The following is a 16,250-nucleotide window of genomic DNA, read 5'->3' on the forward strand; positions in this document are numbered from 1 at the left end:
TTGACTTTTCATAATAAACTACCTATACTTCAAAGTAAATAATGTCAAATAAGGGGATGACAAACATGACAGAAGATGAAAATCAAACACAAGTGAATCAATCACAAAAAAAAATAAAGCATCGTATTCGTTTAAAGAAAATTTATTATAAACCTGTTATTATTGGTATTATCTTAATCATTGTAGGAGGGTATGCTTTGGGATGTTATTACTATCATGATAAGTTTATGCCACAAACAACACTTAATGATATACAAGTTGCTGGTTTATCAGCTAATAAGGCAAGTCAATTATTAGAGGATAAGATTAAAAATCAGAAGTTAACCTTGACTTTCATTGACGGGGAAAAAGAAATCATTCAACAAGAAGATTGTGGTATTATTTTTAATCAAGATAATGATGTTTCACAAGCGTTAAAGAAACAGAATTCATGGTTATGGTTTACTCATTTCTTTACTAAGACAAATATTGAAATTGAAAATGTTTTTACTGTTAATGAAGAGCAATTAAAAAATCATTTGAATACTTTGAAACATTTGCATGATCAACAGGAAAAACCTATTGATGCAAAAGTAGAATATAAAGATAAACAATTTTCTATTATAAAAGAATCTTATGGTACACAAATTAATGAAGAGAATCTTATCAAAGGAATTTTAGAGGCTTTTCGTGAACAAAAAACAGAAATCAATGTGAAAGATATCTATGGATATGTAGAGCCTAAGATAACTGCTGATGATGATAAACTCAAAGAACTTCTTGAGATTGCCCAAAAGTATTGTCAAGCATCTATTACTTATCAAACAACAAGTGGAGATATAGTTTTAGATGGTAATACACTCATGAGTTGGTTATCTATTGATGAAAGTGGTCACTATTATTATAGTGAAGATGAATTTAAAAAACAAGCAACTGATTTTGTTAAAGAACTTGCAACCAAGATTAATATTATTGGAAAAGCAAAAACATTTACAGGCGCTAATGGTAAGAAAACTGTAAGTGGTGGTAATTATGGATATAAATTAAATCAGGAAAAAGAAATCAATGGTTTATTAGCAGATATCAAGGCGAATAAACATGAGACTAGAAAACCTGTTGTGACTGGAATTCAGTCTTCGTATGAGAATGGTGGATTAGGAAAGACATTTGTTGAAATTGATATGACGAAACAACATATGTGGTTTATTAAAAATGGGAAGGTTGTTTTAGAATCTGATGTTGTCACAGGATTGCCTAGTGATCCAAACAAGAAAACGCCTGGAGGAACATATTACATTTATTTTATGCAGAGAAATCGTGTGTTAAGAGGAGAAATTCAAGCAAACGGGAAACCTGAATATGAAACACCTGTTGCCTATTGGATGGCATTTAATGGTGGAATTGGTCTTCATGATGCGACTTGGCAATCTCGATTTGGTGGCAATATATATTTTACCAAGGGATCTCATGGCTGTGTCAATCTTCCTTTAAATATTGCTGCTGCACTTTATGATATGGTCAAAGTAAATATTCCAGTTGTTTGTTATTACTAAACAAAAGAAAAGGAACTGCATCCTTTCAATAGTGAAAACTATTGAATCGTTACAGTTCCTTTATATATTAAATTCGTTTTCAAACATCTTTTTACTCACTATATATCCTATCACTAATATTACAAATGAAACATCAAATGGACTTTTTGCTCCAATGACAGCAACAAATAATGCAACAATCAAAGTACAGGCAATCATAATGATTGGCTTTTTTGTCATTTGAAATCTTTGTATCAGTTTATATTCATTCATTATATTATGTAACGCAATATAGAATGCAACAATGGAAACAAGCATGTCAATTGAAAAATGAATAAGATAATGTCCAGTTATTAACTCTTTAATAAATAACAAAACTATATAACTACACATTGTCTGCCATAATCCTGAAATAGTAAACTTATCTATGGATTGTTTTTTGATCATTTGCAATTGTTCTTTCATATTGATTGATTTTTCAATCTGAGAAACATAATTTTTCATACCCTTTGATATCACAATAGGTTTTTGAGATTGATTCATCTGATCTAAAATAGCTGATAAAATAATATTTGATTTAACAATATCTTTTTGATGCTGAAAAACATATTTTTGAAGATCATGAAACAATTCAAAATTAATCTCATTTAATTCTTTAACTTTTAACTGATTTTCATCAAAAAGTTGATCTTGTTTTTTCATTACTTTGTAACCTTTAATATATGAGCATCTGTTTCTTCTATATGACTATTAAAGAATTCTTCCATAACTTGAATCATATAATATGTATCTTTAATTCCAGCTGTTTCATAACAAGAATGCATAGCTAACTGTGGCAATCCAATATCAACACTATTCATAGAAACTTGTGCCATAGCAATATTTCCTAAAGTACTTCCTCCAACAACATCAGAACGATTTGCAAAGAATTGCACAGGAACACCAGCTTTTTCACATAATCCCTTAAAAACAGCCACACTCACACCATCACTTGTATACTTTTGTCCAGCATGAGCTTTTACAACAACGCCTTCATTCATATAAACACAATTGTTGACATCTGTTTTTTCTGGATGATTAGGATGAACAGCATGAGCATTATCAGCACTTAACATAAAACTAGATGCTAATGCACGATAATAATCTTCTTCATCTTTTCCTAATGCATGATTGACACGATGTAATACATCATATAAGAAAGTTGATCCCGCACCCTGCTTTGTTCCTGAACCAACTTCTTCATTATCAAAACATGCAAAAACATTGATAGATTGATCATTCGATCCTCTAAGAAACCCTTGTAAAGATGTAAATGCACATTGTAAATCATCTAATTGAGGAGATGAAATAAATTCTTCATGAGCACCCCATACAGAAGGAGCCATTCTATTGTAAAGATATAAATCCTCACTGCAAATATCTGCAACATTCACACCAAGTTCTGATGCAATTAATTTTTTTAAATCTCCAGGTTTTGTTTGTGTAGCTCCAAACAATGGCAATAGATCCACTTGCTTATTATAAGCATATCCGTCATTGACAGTACGATTCATATGAATAGCAACATTCGGAATTAAAACCAAATCACGATCAATCTTTAATAAATGTGTGATATAGTTTTCTCCATCTTTTACTAATACTCTACCAGCAATTGAAAGTGGTCTATCAAACCATGTAGAACAGATCATTCCACCATAGCCTTCTGTATTTAATTGAGTATACTTACTCTTGACTTCTATTTCAGCATTTTCTTTTAATTTAAATGTTGGTGAATCACTATGTGAAGCAGCTACATTAAAACTATACTTTTCAAGTTGGCTACCTAAATTTAAGGCTATTAAACTTGAATTATTTCTTGTTACAAAATAACGTTGACCAGGTTGAATGTGCCATTTTTGCCCTTCTAGTAATTCCTGATATCCATTTTCCTTTAAAATTGTTTTCATTTGGTCTACAGCATGAAATGCAGTAGGACTTTTTTGAATAAAAGAAAGTAATTCCTTAGACATTTCTTTATACATACACTTATACCTCCATATTTGCGTATATTATAACATATCCTTTTGTTAAACCAAAAGGATATGTTGAGATATTATTCACTTATAGTATTGACTTTTTCACGTTTTTTTATAGCAGGCATAATTAAACCTAAAACAACTAATACAATTGGTGTCACAATATTTAAAGCAGTTGTAAACATATCGCCTTCTTTATACATACCAAATAAACAGCATGCAGCAGTCACAACAAAGCACCAAACACCTGCAGTCATTGCAAACCCTTGATTTTTAACAAATTTATATTCAGGATTAAATTTGTCTTTTGCTTTACGTAAGGCAATATAAGCAACAAATACCCATAAATAACGTAATGGCATTGTCACTGAATTTAATTTTGTTAATTGTGTTAAAACACCATCAGCACTAGGTACTAATGCCTGAATTAAGATAATAGCACCTGATAAAGCAACAACCATCCAAATACCATTAATGTAAGCACCATATTTATTCTTCTTTAATAATTTCGTAGGGATATATTGACGAGCATTTTCATTATCCAATAGCATACGAAGTGGTGCATCAATAGAAATAACTAATGTAGAGAATTGACCAATAGCATTACATGCAGCATAAATCATCATTAATACATTACCCATACCATAATAATTACCAAGTTTTTGGAAAGCCCAATAAGCCCCATTAGCATTATATGCATCAAAGTTAGCTGCAATATCTGCAGGATCAAACATCATACCCATTGCTATTGTACCTAAAATAGCACAAACCATAACCATAATTGCTAAAGTAATCATACCTTTAGGAAATCCTTTAGATGGATCTTTCACCTTATTAACATAAGGTGAAATTTTTTCACATCCTCCAACAGCAAATACTAAAATAGACAATGATGTGAAATATCCCATATTGAATTGTGGAATTAAATTTTTCCAGCTAAAATCCATATGTAAATATCCACCATTTGGATTAATTGCTGGTGCAGCAAACATCATTAAAATATATAGAATAGACATGATGAACATACTTGTTCCTGCAATTGTTGCAAGTTTCTTTAAAGGATTTAAACCACGACTTGCAACCCAGCAGAAAAACAAAAAGATAGCAAGTGTAGCAAATTGAATAAGTCTTGTATCAAATGTCGCAAAAGTTGTTCCATTTTGAAAAGCCATCCAACTTAAAGCCTTTAAACCACCACTTCCCTTACTCGCAATATAAGTAATGTGGCAAGCCCAATAAGTCCATCCTGCATAATATGCAAGTTTAGAACCCAACGTTTCTTGAATCCAAGAACTTACTCCACCACCAGCAGTTTTAAAAGCTGAACCTAATTCACCGACCATTAATGCATAAGGCACAAAATACAATGCAAACATTAAAACCCAGCTAAAAATAACTTGAATACCGTTAAAGTATATAAACCCATTCACAACATTTCCAAAACCCCAGACAGTTGAAAATGCCATAAATGCAAGGTTATACCAAACGATTTTTTTTGAATCTGACACTCTTATAACCTCCTTCTATTTAAAAAACTATTTATGAACCATCACAAGATACGTAATAAATTGTACAGTTGTACAAACAAAATACCTTGCGACAGTTTTCTATTATAACAAAAGTACCCTTTTTTTGCTATCATTTTATACTTTTTTATCACAATAAGAAAATCATTGTTGATTTTTAGAATTTTCATGTGTAGAATAAAACAAATGAAAAGGATGATCATATGAAAAAATACAATTTAATTCCCTATATACTTACATTAATTATGGTATGTCTTATGGTTGGATGTTCCCAACTTCTCAATGAACCAGAAATTATCTTTCCAGAAATCACTGCTTTAACAATAGGTGCCTGGTTAGTTCCAAAACAAGTCTGGAAAACATCACCTATAAAATTAGTCATTTTAATTATGATTTATGCCATTATAGGTGTCTCAATGGTCAGATATTTACATATATCATTAACTTATAAAGTTATGATTGCTTTTCTATTTTGTAATATTGGTTTAATCATTTCGAAAACAACATTTGCACCTTTAATCTCTGCCTGTATTCTTCCTATATTAATGGGAACTGAATCATGGATATATCCAATTTCTGCAACTATCATGTCAGTCATTATTGTTCTGGTACAAATTGTTCTACAAAAAAAGGAACTTTGCCATGCATATCATTATGTCCCTGTACAATTTGATTATCAGCATGAATGTATTTTATTTATTAAGAGATTTATCGTTGTTTCTGTTCTTGGATTTCTAGCTATTCGTTTAGAGAATCGCTTACTTATTGCCCCACCGCTTATCGTTGCATTTTTTGAATTAAGTGGAAATCATAAAAAACTCAGAAGCAATGCTCCTAAGCTTTATATATTCACTGTCTTTATGGCTTTTATAAGTGCATATCTTAGATATTATTTCACAATTCAAAATCAGATTTCTATTCTATTCGTTGTTACAATAGCAACAGTTATTCTCCTTCTTTGTATTTATTATTTCCAAATCTTTTTCCCACCAATCGGCGCTATTACTATCTTACCAATGATTATTCAGTCAGAACTATTGCCTATTTATCCATTTTTAATAGCCATTGGTTTTGCTTTACTTATCATATTTGCTTTTTTAATATCATATCAGGGAAAAGAATAAATCTAATCCTTTAATTGATGAATAACCTCTTCATAAGATGTGAAGTAGAGTTCTCTATGACCATATTCATCCACTTCAGAAATCAAATCATGAAATTCTAAATCATCTAAAATATAAAAAGCTTTCTCTTCACTATAATTCAAATATTCTTCAAGAAGTTCAATAGATGCATAACCATGTTCTAATAAGACTTCAATAACTGGCTCGTAGGGATGAATAGGCAATGCTGTTAAATCTTTCTTTCGACGAAATAAAGAACGCGCATTGGCTTTTCTTTTTAAACGTTCTAAATAATCTCCATCCCATAAAACAACATCATTTGTTTGTGCCAATGCAATCGCTTGAGCAGTAAAACGATGATTGGTCACAACAACAGCCTGATCGCATTCATAATACTGACAGCCAGAATATGCCTGCTGAACAGCCGCAACACCTACAGGTTTATGATAAAACTTACATTGAAAAGCATAATGTATATCTTTATATTCAGCTAAAATATCAATACCATAGTCTCCACTTCTTTTTGTTAATTTGACATGCTTATATCCATTTCTTTTAAGAATTTCCTGAACATACTGTTCAAATTCTTCACCACTCATCCGATCATTCATATCTGGTATCCAGCCAAACAAAAATCCAAATATCATCTGCAATATCATTAATACTATTTTCACGATTCCTTTTATTATATAAAAAGGAATCTTCAATATAAATCTCAATATTTTCACCATATCACCAATCCCATTTCTTTTCTATCTGTCATTATATCACAATCTAGTATTTACAAAAGGAAAAGTCATGATAAAATAAATAAGACAAGATGAGGAGAATGCTTATGTTAATAACTGCTACACATATAACACATTATAATAATTTAAAATGCATTGTAGATGATGTTTCATTTACTATTCAACCACAAGATAAAATCGCATTGATTGGTATTAATGGTACTGGAAAGTCAACACTTTTAAGAATCTTAGCTGGAATTCAAAAATGTACTGGTGATATTTTAAGAAAGAAAGATATCCAAATAAGTTATTTGCCACAAAATCCAGAATTTAAAGATCATTTAACTGTGATTGAACAAGTTTATCAGTATGTTGATAAGACTGTATCTGATTATGAAGTTCAGGCTATTTTAAATAAATTTGGAATTACTGATTATAAGCAAACAATTGGTCAATTGTCAGGTGGCCAGCAAAAGCGAGTTGCTTTAGCTATTACTTTGTTAAAACCATGTGATCTTTTATTATTAGATGAACCTACCAATCATCTTGATAATGAAATGATTGAGTATTTAGAAAAATATTTAATCAAGTTTAATAAAGCTATTTTCATGGTGACTCATGATCGTTATTTCTTAGAAAGAATTACAAATAAGATATTTGAATTAGATCGATGTAAAATTTTTGAATATGAAGCAAACTATTCTCGCTTTTTAGAATTAAAAGCGCAAAGAGAAGAAACAGAATTGGCTACTGAAAGAAAAAGAAAACTCTTTTTAAAGAAAGAATTAGAATGGGTCAGAGCGGGTGTACAAGCACGTTCTACAAAGAGTAAAGATCGTTTACAAAGATTTGAAGAATTAAATAATCAAAATGATATTCAAAAGATTCAAAATATACAAATGGTATCTGTTTCTTCAAGATTAGGAAAGAAAACAATTGAAATAGAAGATGTTTCTATGAGGTATAATCAATTACTCTTTTATCCTTTTTCTTATCATGTGAAAAAAAATGATAGAATTGGTATTTTAGGTAAAAATGGATGTGGAAAATCAACCTTATTAAATATAATAGCTGGTCTGATACAACCAACTGAAGGACACATTATAATTGGTGATACTGTTAAGATTGGTTATTTTAAACAAGGACATGGTGATATGGATGCATCATTGAGAGTTATTGATTATATTAAAGAAACAGCAAATATCTTAAATACTAGTGATGGACAATTAACTGCTAAACAGATGTGTGAGAAATTCTTATTTGATTCACAAATGCAATATACACCTATTGAAAGATTATCTGGTGGTGAAAAAAGAAGGCTTTACCTATTAAAGATACTAATGGAAGCTCCTAATGTTTTATTATTAGATGAACCTACTAATGATTTAGATATTATGACTTTACAAATATTAGAAGATTATTTAGATCATTTTCAGGGAATTGTTATAACTGTATCTCATGATCGTTATTTTTTAGATAGGATCTGTGATGGCTTATTTGTATTTAAAGATCAAAAGATTACATATCATAATGGTGGATATAGTGAGTTGATTTCTATTTCTGATACGACTCAGAAAACGAAAAAAGATAATGTTCAATATCAAAAGAAAAGAAAAATCAAACTTTCTTACAATGAAAAAAAAGAATTGCAAAATTTAGAAGAACTGATTCCTACTCTAGAACAACAATTAAAAGATATTGATACTAAATTAAATGATATGACTGATTTTCAGGATATTCAAACACTGACACAAAAAAGAGAACAGTTAGAAAAAGATATTGAAATCAGTAGTGAAAGATGGATGGAATTACTTGAGAAAGAAGAACAATCACAATAAGAAAAGAGACCGAAGTCTCTAATTGGCAAATAAGAAAATTGCTATAATAAATGGAACAATTAAGTAAAGTGTTGATATAACGCTGATAACATCTGTCATCACAGTATTGCGTTCTCCCTGACTTGATTTAATGTAATTTAAATCAGCCCCAGGTCCAAAACCACTACCAGTTGCTCCTTGACTTGATCCACCTGGAACCAATAAACCAATAACTCCAAAGCATGCAAGTGCAGTCAAAACATAAAGAATAGTTGGTAACTGTGAGGCATTTCTAAACAAGTACGAACCCCCAATAACAGCCAGCGTATAAATAAGTAACCCTAATATACGTTTCATACATATCCCTTCTTTCTACTTATATTATACCTCAAATAAATAAGTTAAGAAACAAATATAGCATTTTTAAAATGCTATATTTACGTATACTCATAAAAGATTTAATAAGACTGATAAATCTGTTTCTCTTATCTTGGGCTTTTTGCCCAAATAGAATTTTTATTAAGAATAAAAACTATTTTTGTTAAAAGAATGAGTAAACCCACTCTTCCTTCTTTAAGTTGTAGGCGATATTTTGCAAAATAAGGACTCATTTCAAAATAAATACATAGCCAATATTCATCTTCATAACCATATTTGAATTGACGTGTGAGTGAAAATGTAAAATACTCTGATCCTATTTCATCTGTTTGCGGATTATATCTATGATCTGGCATAGCCTCAACTCAGAAATCACTTTCTTCACATTCTACCTCAGTATTTAGAAACGATAGAAAGCATTGACTAATCCATAAGCATCTCTTTGTTGGGATACAAGATTTCTAATCAGTTCTCTTGTTTCATCTACAATATAAATCATTCTTTATTTTCTTGTACCTTAATTTTGACAACTGTTTCATCAACTTGAATATTTTTGACTGCATCTTCTACAGTTGCAAATAATGGGATATCCACTTTATCAGTCTCTTCATCTTGATTATCTACTTTCACTTTTAATGCCATATTTCTTTCCTCCTATAACAATTGATTTAATAATGTAACAGACGCCATAGCATCTTCACTATAATAATCTGCTCCTATTTCATCTGCAATATCTTGTGTTAAAACAGCACCACCAACCCAAATTGGGCAAAGACAACCAGATTGACGCAATGCTTGAATTGTTTTTTGCATATTCACAACCGTTGTTGTCATAAGTGCACTTAAACCAATAATCTTTGGTTGATATTGATGATATGATTCTACAACTTTCTCAACTTTTACATCTTTTCCTAGATCAATCACTTGATATCCATAACTTTCTAAAACAACTTTTACAATATTTTTACCGATATCATGAATATCTCCTTCTACAGTACACATCATAACAGGGCCCTTTACTTGACTATCAACTTGGAATGTTGATTTGACAACTTCAAAGGCTTTTTTTGTTGTTTCTGCTGATTGGATTAATTGTGGTAAAAAGATTTTATTGTTTTCATAATCTTGACCAACTTGATTTAAAGCAGGGATAATGATTTCATTAATGACTTCCATTGCTTCATGAGTTTGTAAAACTTCTTTAGTTTTTTCTTGGACTTCATCTTTTAAACCATGAAGAATCATATCCTGTAATGAGAATGATGAGATTGTTGTTGGTTTAATTGTTGCTGTATGACTTTGATTTGATATATAGTGAGTACTATCTTGATCATAATTATAAAGGACATTATAAGCATCTATCGTTCCCATTAATTCCTGATCTAATGGATTGATGATGGGTAAATCTAACCCAGCTTGCATCGCAAGTGTTAAAAACGTTCTATTTAATAATGGTCTATTAGGTAATCCAAATGATACATTAGATACTCCTAAAACTGTATGAACACCTAATTCTTGTTTAACTAATGTTAATGCTTTTAATGTTTCTTGGACTTCTTTTTGTTGTGCAGAAGCTGTTAATGTTAAACAGTCAATAATAATATCTTCTTTAGGGATACCATAAAGACTGGCTTTATGAATAATTTTCTTTGCGATAGCCAATCGTTCTTCAGCCAGTAATGGAATACCATCTTCTAATGTTAATCCAATCACAACACCACCATATTTCTTAACAATTGGAAAAATAGCGTCCATCACTTCATCTTTACCATTCACTGAATTAATTAAAGGTTTTCCATTATAATAACGACAAGCTTTTTCAATAGCAACTGGTGAAGAAGAATCAATTTGTAAAGGTAATTGGATAACTTCCTGCAGCAATTTGATAACCTTAACCATTGTTTCAGGTTCATCAATTCCAGGTAAGCCAACATTGACATCTAATACATCAGCTCTTGCTTGCTGCTGTTTAATCCCTTCAACAACACATTCATCATAACGACCTTCTTTTAATGCTGCTTTCAGTTTTTTCTTACCTGTTGGATTTAATCGTTCACCACAGACAACAACCTGCCCTCTAAAAACAACAGTTTGATTTTGACTTGATACACATGTATATCTTTGAACATCTCGTTTTGAAACATGAAGTGGTGCAACAGCTTTAAGTTTAGCAATAAATTCTGGTGTTGTTCCACAACATCCCCCTACAACACTGACACCACTATGCATGTATGAAATCATCTCTTGAGCATAGTCATCACTACTCATATGATAACATGTCTCACCATCATGTAAGCATGGCAGCCCAGCATTAGGCTGAATGATTACAGGTATATGAGAATATTCTAATATTTCTTCAATAATAGGTTTTAATTCATGAGGACCTAATGAACAATTCACACCTAATGCATCAACTCCTAATCCTTCCACAACATTCACAAATGTCAAAGGATCAGTTCCTGTTAATGTGCGTTTGTTTTGTTCAAATGTCATTGTGACAAAAACAGGAAGATCACTATTTTCTTTGACTGCTAATATACCTGCTTTGACTTCATATAAATCAGTCATTGTTTCTAATAAAACGGCATCAACATCATCTTTGACCATTACAATTTGTGATGCAATCATTTCATATGCCTCATCAAAGGTTAATGTTCCTAATGGTTCTAATAATTGTCCGATTGGCCCAATATCTAAAACAATATAGGCATCTGGATTCACTTGATCACGTGCTATTTTCGCATTTTGAACACCTGCTTTTAATAAATCACAATAACAATATCCACTATCTGCCATTTTCAATGGATTACATCCAAATGTATTCGTTGTAATAAAATCAGCACCTGCTTTTAAATAACGTGTATGAATATCAATAATAATATCCGGATGTTCAATATTATAGACCTCTGGTATTTCACCTGCTTTGAGTCCTGCATTTTGTAATTGTGTCCCCATAGCTCCATCAAAGATCAATAAATCTTTTCCTAATCTTTCACGTAACATCTTTGTCCTCCTTTACGTAATTCACAATTTTCTTTTCTTAAACATGATAAACATGATTTTTGACCTGTTGCTCCTATCCCAATCATACCTAACATGGATTTCATTGGTACAAATAATCCACCTTTATTAATAGATACACCTAATTTTTTATCAATTTGCAACACTCTTGATAATGGTCTATTTAATGCTAGAGGTAAATCTCCATATCCTGGTGCAAAGCGAAATGTATGCAGACCTAAATTTAAAGATTTTTCAAAATCGTCACAGCACTCTTCTAAATACCGACTGCTAACTGCATCAAAGACAATCGCTCTTGCCATATCAATATGTTCATAATATTTGATTTGTCGATCAATTTGTACGCCTAATGTACAGGCAATGACAATACACCGATCGCAATCCTTAAAATAAAATTCTAAATCTTGAGATAAAAGTGTTAATTCTAGTTCTTTAATCATCAATGGATGATGTATTAAAGTAAATGGTTGATAAGTGACTTTAAAATGAGCACATTGTTTCACTTCGTCAATACATTCATCAATTAATACCTGTGTTTTCTCATCTACATCTTGGGGACAATTTAAATACTGTAAAATGGCCTTTTTATTCATGATTCAACTCTTTTAATACAGTTGGAATATTTTTAAAAATGGCTTGTGCTATCTCTGGTTTATTCATTGTATAAATATGAATACCATCTACTCCATTTGTAATTAAATCAATAATTTGATGTGTTGCATAATTGATTCCTATTTCTTTCATTGCAGATGGATAACGATAATATGACTCAATCATTGTAGAAAGCTGATAAGGTATAGAACAACCACACATTTTTGCAGTATGTAACAATGATTTAGAATTTGTGATTGGCATAATGCCAGCTAAAATAGGTACATTGATTCCTCTTTTTCTTGCTTCCTTAACCAATCTATAATAATAGTTGTTATCAAAGAATATTTGTGTAATTAAATATTGGGCACCTGCCTCTACCTTTTCTTTTAAAGCTTTTAAATCATCTTCAAAACACGCTGCTTCTTGATGAACTTCAGGATAACATGCTCCTGATAAACAAAAGTCACCAGGAAATGTCTCAGTGATTAATTTGTTTAAATCTTTAGCATACTGAAATTCTAAATGATCTTTATCAAAAGAAGGATCTTTTGGATAATCTCCTCTTAAAGATAATATGTTCTCAATATTGTTTTCCTTTAATTGCTGACATATATCAATGACTTCTTCTTTTGTAGAAGAGATACATGTTAAATGTGCAACAGCTTCAATGTGATAATCATTTTTAATCTTAGAAGCAATCTCAACAGTCTTTCCTTTTGTTGAACCCCCTGCTCCATATGTTACACTGATAAAATCTGGTTTTAGCTTTGCAAGTTCATCAATTGTATAATAAATTGATGAAATATCTCCTTCTTTATTCTTTGGAGGAAACACCTCAAAAGAAATTGTTGCTTTGTTTTTCAAAATTTCCGAAATTTTCATACTTTTACACCCCATTTTGCTATATTTTAAAGCAAATAAAGAGAATAGTCAAAAACTATTCTCTTAAATGTTTAATCTTTTGCATTTACATTTTCTAATCCATCTTTTTTTAACATACTATAGATAGGTAATAATGACAATATAATAAAAATAATAATCATCAATAGTGTTGGTAGAATTTGTTTTAATAATGGAATAAAATCGAAGAAAACATGATATCTTCCATTACCCATATACTGCATTAATTTATCTACAAAATGAAAGTAAAAGGCAATCATTAAACCAATTAAAGCAATAAATAATGACTTATAAGCATATATTTTCCAAATTTCAAATTTCCTTAAACCTAATAACTGATAAGTTCCGATTGTCTGTCGCTGTTTTAAAATTTCATATGATAATTGATACATATAAATAAATCCTGTGATTGAAAGAAGAGTTAATTGGAAATAAGGAATTTCAGAATAATCAGTTTCAATTAGACTACTGAGTTCTTGTTGAGATATTAATATGCTATCATGACTCTCGTATTTTATTGTCATATTTTGTCTTGCGTAAGCAATCATTGCAGCAGTTTTTTTATGAATATCATCAAAAGTTATTTTAACAGATTGATATCTATTCATATGCCCGTACTTTATAAAATCTTCTTTAGTCATAACGACAAATTCAGAATCCATTATATTTTTTCCAGAGATAGTCATATTTGAAACTTTATATGCTTCATCATTAATAACAAGTTCGTTATAATCATTATATTGTGAATTCATAATAACCTCTCCCGGTTCAGGTTCAGAAAAAATAAAAAACTCTTCTTTTACATTTTCATCATAACAATAAACATTTGCATATTGATCAGTATAATCATGAAGATTAAATGTTCTAAAATATTTAATCTTAGAAGCATAATTCTTAAATACATCAAAATCCCTCTCATCTACAAAACCATCTTCACTAGAAGTGTATACCATATATATTTCATTACTAGTAGATGGACTCAGTGCTTCCTTTTTTTGAGATTCTAAATAACCAGTATAGAGATATCTACCAATAATATTCATTAACATTAATGTTGAAATAAAAATCAGAAAAACCTTCACAATCATTTGTTTTTTATTTCCAACAAGTTGTCTCCATGCAAGATAAAACGGACGCATTTGATGTAATTTCTTGTAACGATAATAGAAAAATTGAAATTCATTTCCTTGAAATGATCCTGTTAGTGCTCTATAACAAGCCCCTCTTGCTGGCATAAAATAACTGATTAAAGTCATTAAACAAACAATAAAGATAACTCCTTTAAAATAAGGTAATGCAGACTTTAATGGAACAATCATTTCTACTATATTTTGAACAATGAAAATAATAAAGAATGACAGTAAAAATGCGACTATCAATGATAACGTAATCAACAAAATGGATTGTACAAAAACAATATAATACAACTGTCTTTTCGTTGCTCCAATTCCTCTTAATAAAGCATAATCATCTTTTCTATTATCAAATGATGCAACTGTCATCCCAGATAAAATAATACACCCTACTATAAAAAGAACAAATTGAACCATAATGATCAATGTATTTAACTCACGATTATCCATAAAATGGTCTGAATCAAAAGTTAGTTCAAAATTAATATCTTTATAATTGTCTATTTTATCTCCACGATATGTATCTATATAAACAGTATAACTATATTCTGATGTTGGACTTCCAGTAACAACTGAAGTATTTCCAGTTTCTTTGATCAGACCAACAACTTTTAATTGTTCTACATGTATAATGTCAAGTTCATCCCGATAAGGAATTTCAATAACGCTATCAAGTTTATCCTGATATCCGAAATTTTCCAAAACATGTCTTTTCACAGCAATTTCATTGTCAGTTGTAGGCATTCTTCCTTCTTCAAGTTGTATTGCAATGATAGAAGGATCACCTTCAATATAATCAATTGAATCTCCCATCAGAGTATATCCTTGATGTTGAACACAACTATATCTAACATTTGCATTTTTTAAAGGTTTCATCTCTCCATGAATAGAAATCTGAAGCTGATTTAATTTGTCTGGTTTTATTGAATTGTAAGATATATAATCAAATGTTCCATTTTGTTTTTGAAATTCAAAAATCCTAGAATTCCCAAATATAGGTGTAAATGATGTTAATAATATACATCCAATAGCAATGAAAGTAATGATTATAAAAGTAATCAAAGTATCTTTTTTATGATTCTTTAAATCATTCAATGCAAAATGATTTAAGATATTATTTCTCATCACTATCACCCACAATTCTGCCATCACAAATCGTAATAATACGATCAGCCTGTGATGCAATCATGTCATCGTGAGTCACAAGAATCAGAGTTTGTTTATAGCGTCGTTGTGATAATTTTAATAATTCAACCACTTCTTGTGAACTCTTTGCATCCAGATTACCTGTTGGTTCATCTGCTAATATAATAGCGGGTTTCATAGCTAATGCTCTTGCTATTGCAACACGCTGTTGTTGTCCACCAGATAGTTCCTTCACAAATGCTGTTTTCTTTTCTTTTAAATCCAGCAAATCTAAGAGTTCATCAATATAACTCATATCTTCTTTTAAGCGATCTAAATGAATAGGCAAGACAATATTCTCTATCACATTTAAACTTG

General features: G+C 30.4%; 15 protein-coding genes. 3 read left to right on the forward strand and 12 right to left on the reverse strand.

Annotation, left to right across the window (positions count from 1 at the left end; all coding sequences use genetic code 11):
• Window positions 1-65: 65 nt before the first annotated feature.
• On the forward strand, window positions 66-1,532 hold the full coding sequence (locus tag BN350_RS08435) for a L,D-transpeptidase family protein (RefSeq protein WP_028043208.1): 1,467 nt from the start codon (window positions 66-68) through the stop codon (window positions 1,530-1,532).
• A 60-nt stretch (window positions 1,533-1,592) separates the two neighbouring features.
• Here the strand turns inward: BN350_RS08435 and BN350_RS21310 are convergent, their stop codons facing one another.
• The 3 genes from BN350_RS21310 to BN350_RS08450 all read right to left on the reverse strand — a co-directional run bounded on the left by BN350_RS21310 (window position 1,593) and on the right by BN350_RS08450 (window position 5,034).
• Window positions 1,593-2,213 (reverse strand): hypothetical protein, encoded by a 621-nt coding sequence (locus tag BN350_RS21310; protein ID WP_231385253.1) that lies wholly within the window; start codon window positions 2,211-2,213, stop codon window positions 1,593-1,595.
• Window positions 2,213-3,532, reverse strand: a complete 1,320-nt coding sequence (locus BN350_RS08445; protein WP_028043210.1) for a M18 family aminopeptidase — start codon at window positions 3,530-3,532, stop codon at window positions 2,213-2,215. The genes BN350_RS21310 and BN350_RS08445 overlap by 1 nt, the downstream gene beginning before the upstream one ends.
• 71 nt (window positions 3,533-3,603) lie before the next feature.
• The gene (locus tag BN350_RS08450; protein ID WP_028043211.1) at window positions 3,604-5,034 is read right to left on the reverse strand and encodes an amino acid permease; all 1,431 of its coding nucleotides are present in this window, start codon (window positions 5,032-5,034) and stop codon (window positions 3,604-3,606) included.
• 221 nt (window positions 5,035-5,255) lie between these two features.
• Here BN350_RS08450 and BN350_RS08455 point away from each other — a divergent pair, with 221 nt between their 5' ends.
• A complete protein-coding gene (locus BN350_RS08455; RefSeq protein ID WP_028043212.1) occupies window positions 5,256-6,176 on the forward strand; it encodes a hypothetical protein in 921 nt (306 codons plus the stop codon).
• Window positions 6,177-6,178: 2 nt separating this feature from the next.
• On the opposite strand, the gene BN350_RS08460 is transcribed toward BN350_RS08455, so the two are convergent.
• Window positions 6,179-6,850 (reverse strand): restriction endonuclease, encoded by a 672-nt coding sequence (locus tag BN350_RS08460; protein WP_231385254.1) that lies wholly within the window; start codon window positions 6,848-6,850, stop codon window positions 6,179-6,181.
• A 161-nt stretch (window positions 6,851-7,011) separates the two neighbouring features.
• Here BN350_RS08460 and BN350_RS08465 point away from each other — a divergent pair, with 161 nt between their 5' ends.
• Window positions 7,012-8,742, forward strand: a complete 1,731-nt coding sequence (locus BN350_RS08465; protein ID WP_028043214.1) for an ABC-F family ATP-binding cassette domain-containing protein — start codon at window positions 7,012-7,014, stop codon at window positions 8,740-8,742.
• 18 nt (window positions 8,743-8,760) lie between these two features.
• Here the strand turns inward: BN350_RS08465 and BN350_RS08470 are convergent, their stop codons facing one another.
• The 8 genes from BN350_RS08470 to BN350_RS18800 form a co-directional block, all read right to left on the reverse strand.
• Complete coding sequence (locus BN350_RS08470) at window positions 8,761-9,078, reverse strand: hypothetical protein (RefSeq protein WP_028043215.1); 318 nt, start codon at window positions 9,076-9,078, stop codon at window positions 8,761-8,763.
• A gap of 128 nt (window positions 9,079-9,206) precedes the next feature.
• Window positions 9,207-9,455 carry a hypothetical protein gene (locus tag BN350_RS08475; protein ID WP_028043216.1) on the reverse strand — a complete coding sequence of 83 codons (249 nt, stop codon included), beginning with the start codon at window positions 9,453-9,455 and terminating at the stop codon, window positions 9,207-9,209.
• A 139-nt stretch (window positions 9,456-9,594) separates the two neighbouring features.
• On the reverse strand, window positions 9,595-9,741 hold the full coding sequence (locus tag BN350_RS20940) for a hypothetical protein (RefSeq protein WP_187117122.1): 147 nt from the start codon (window positions 9,739-9,741) through the stop codon (window positions 9,595-9,597).
• A 12-nt stretch (window positions 9,742-9,753) separates the two neighbouring features.
• A complete protein-coding gene (locus BN350_RS08490; protein ID WP_028043217.1) occupies window positions 9,754-12,102 on the reverse strand; it encodes a homocysteine S-methyltransferase family protein in 2,349 nt (782 codons plus the stop codon).
• On the reverse strand, window positions 12,084-12,713 hold the full coding sequence (locus BN350_RS08495; RefSeq protein WP_028043218.1) for an ABC transporter substrate-binding protein: 630 nt from the start codon (window positions 12,711-12,713) through the stop codon (window positions 12,084-12,086). Before BN350_RS08495 ends, BN350_RS08490 begins: the two co-directional genes overlap by 19 nt.
• Window positions 12,706-13,596, reverse strand: a complete 891-nt coding sequence (gene metF / locus BN350_RS08500; protein WP_028043219.1) for a methylenetetrahydrofolate reductase [NAD(P)H] — start codon at window positions 13,594-13,596, stop codon at window positions 12,706-12,708. The genes BN350_RS08495 and metF overlap by 8 nt, the downstream gene beginning before the upstream one ends.
• Before the next feature lie 71 nt (window positions 13,597-13,667).
• Entirely contained in the window at window positions 13,668-15,872 is a 2,205-nt protein-coding gene (locus tag BN350_RS08505) for an ABC transporter permease (protein ID WP_028043220.1), read from the reverse strand.
• The coding region (locus BN350_RS18800) for an ATP-binding cassette domain-containing protein (protein WP_147573564.1) at window positions 15,862-16,250 on the reverse strand (389 nt) is incomplete at its 5' end. The genes BN350_RS08505 and BN350_RS18800, both read right to left, overlap by 11 nt.

Origin of the sequence: Candidatus Stoquefichus massiliensis AP9, assembly GCF_000455285.1 — a bacterium.
Classification (GTDB): Bacteria; Bacillota_I; Bacilli_A; order Erysipelotrichales; family Coprobacillaceae; genus Stoquefichus; species Stoquefichus massiliensis.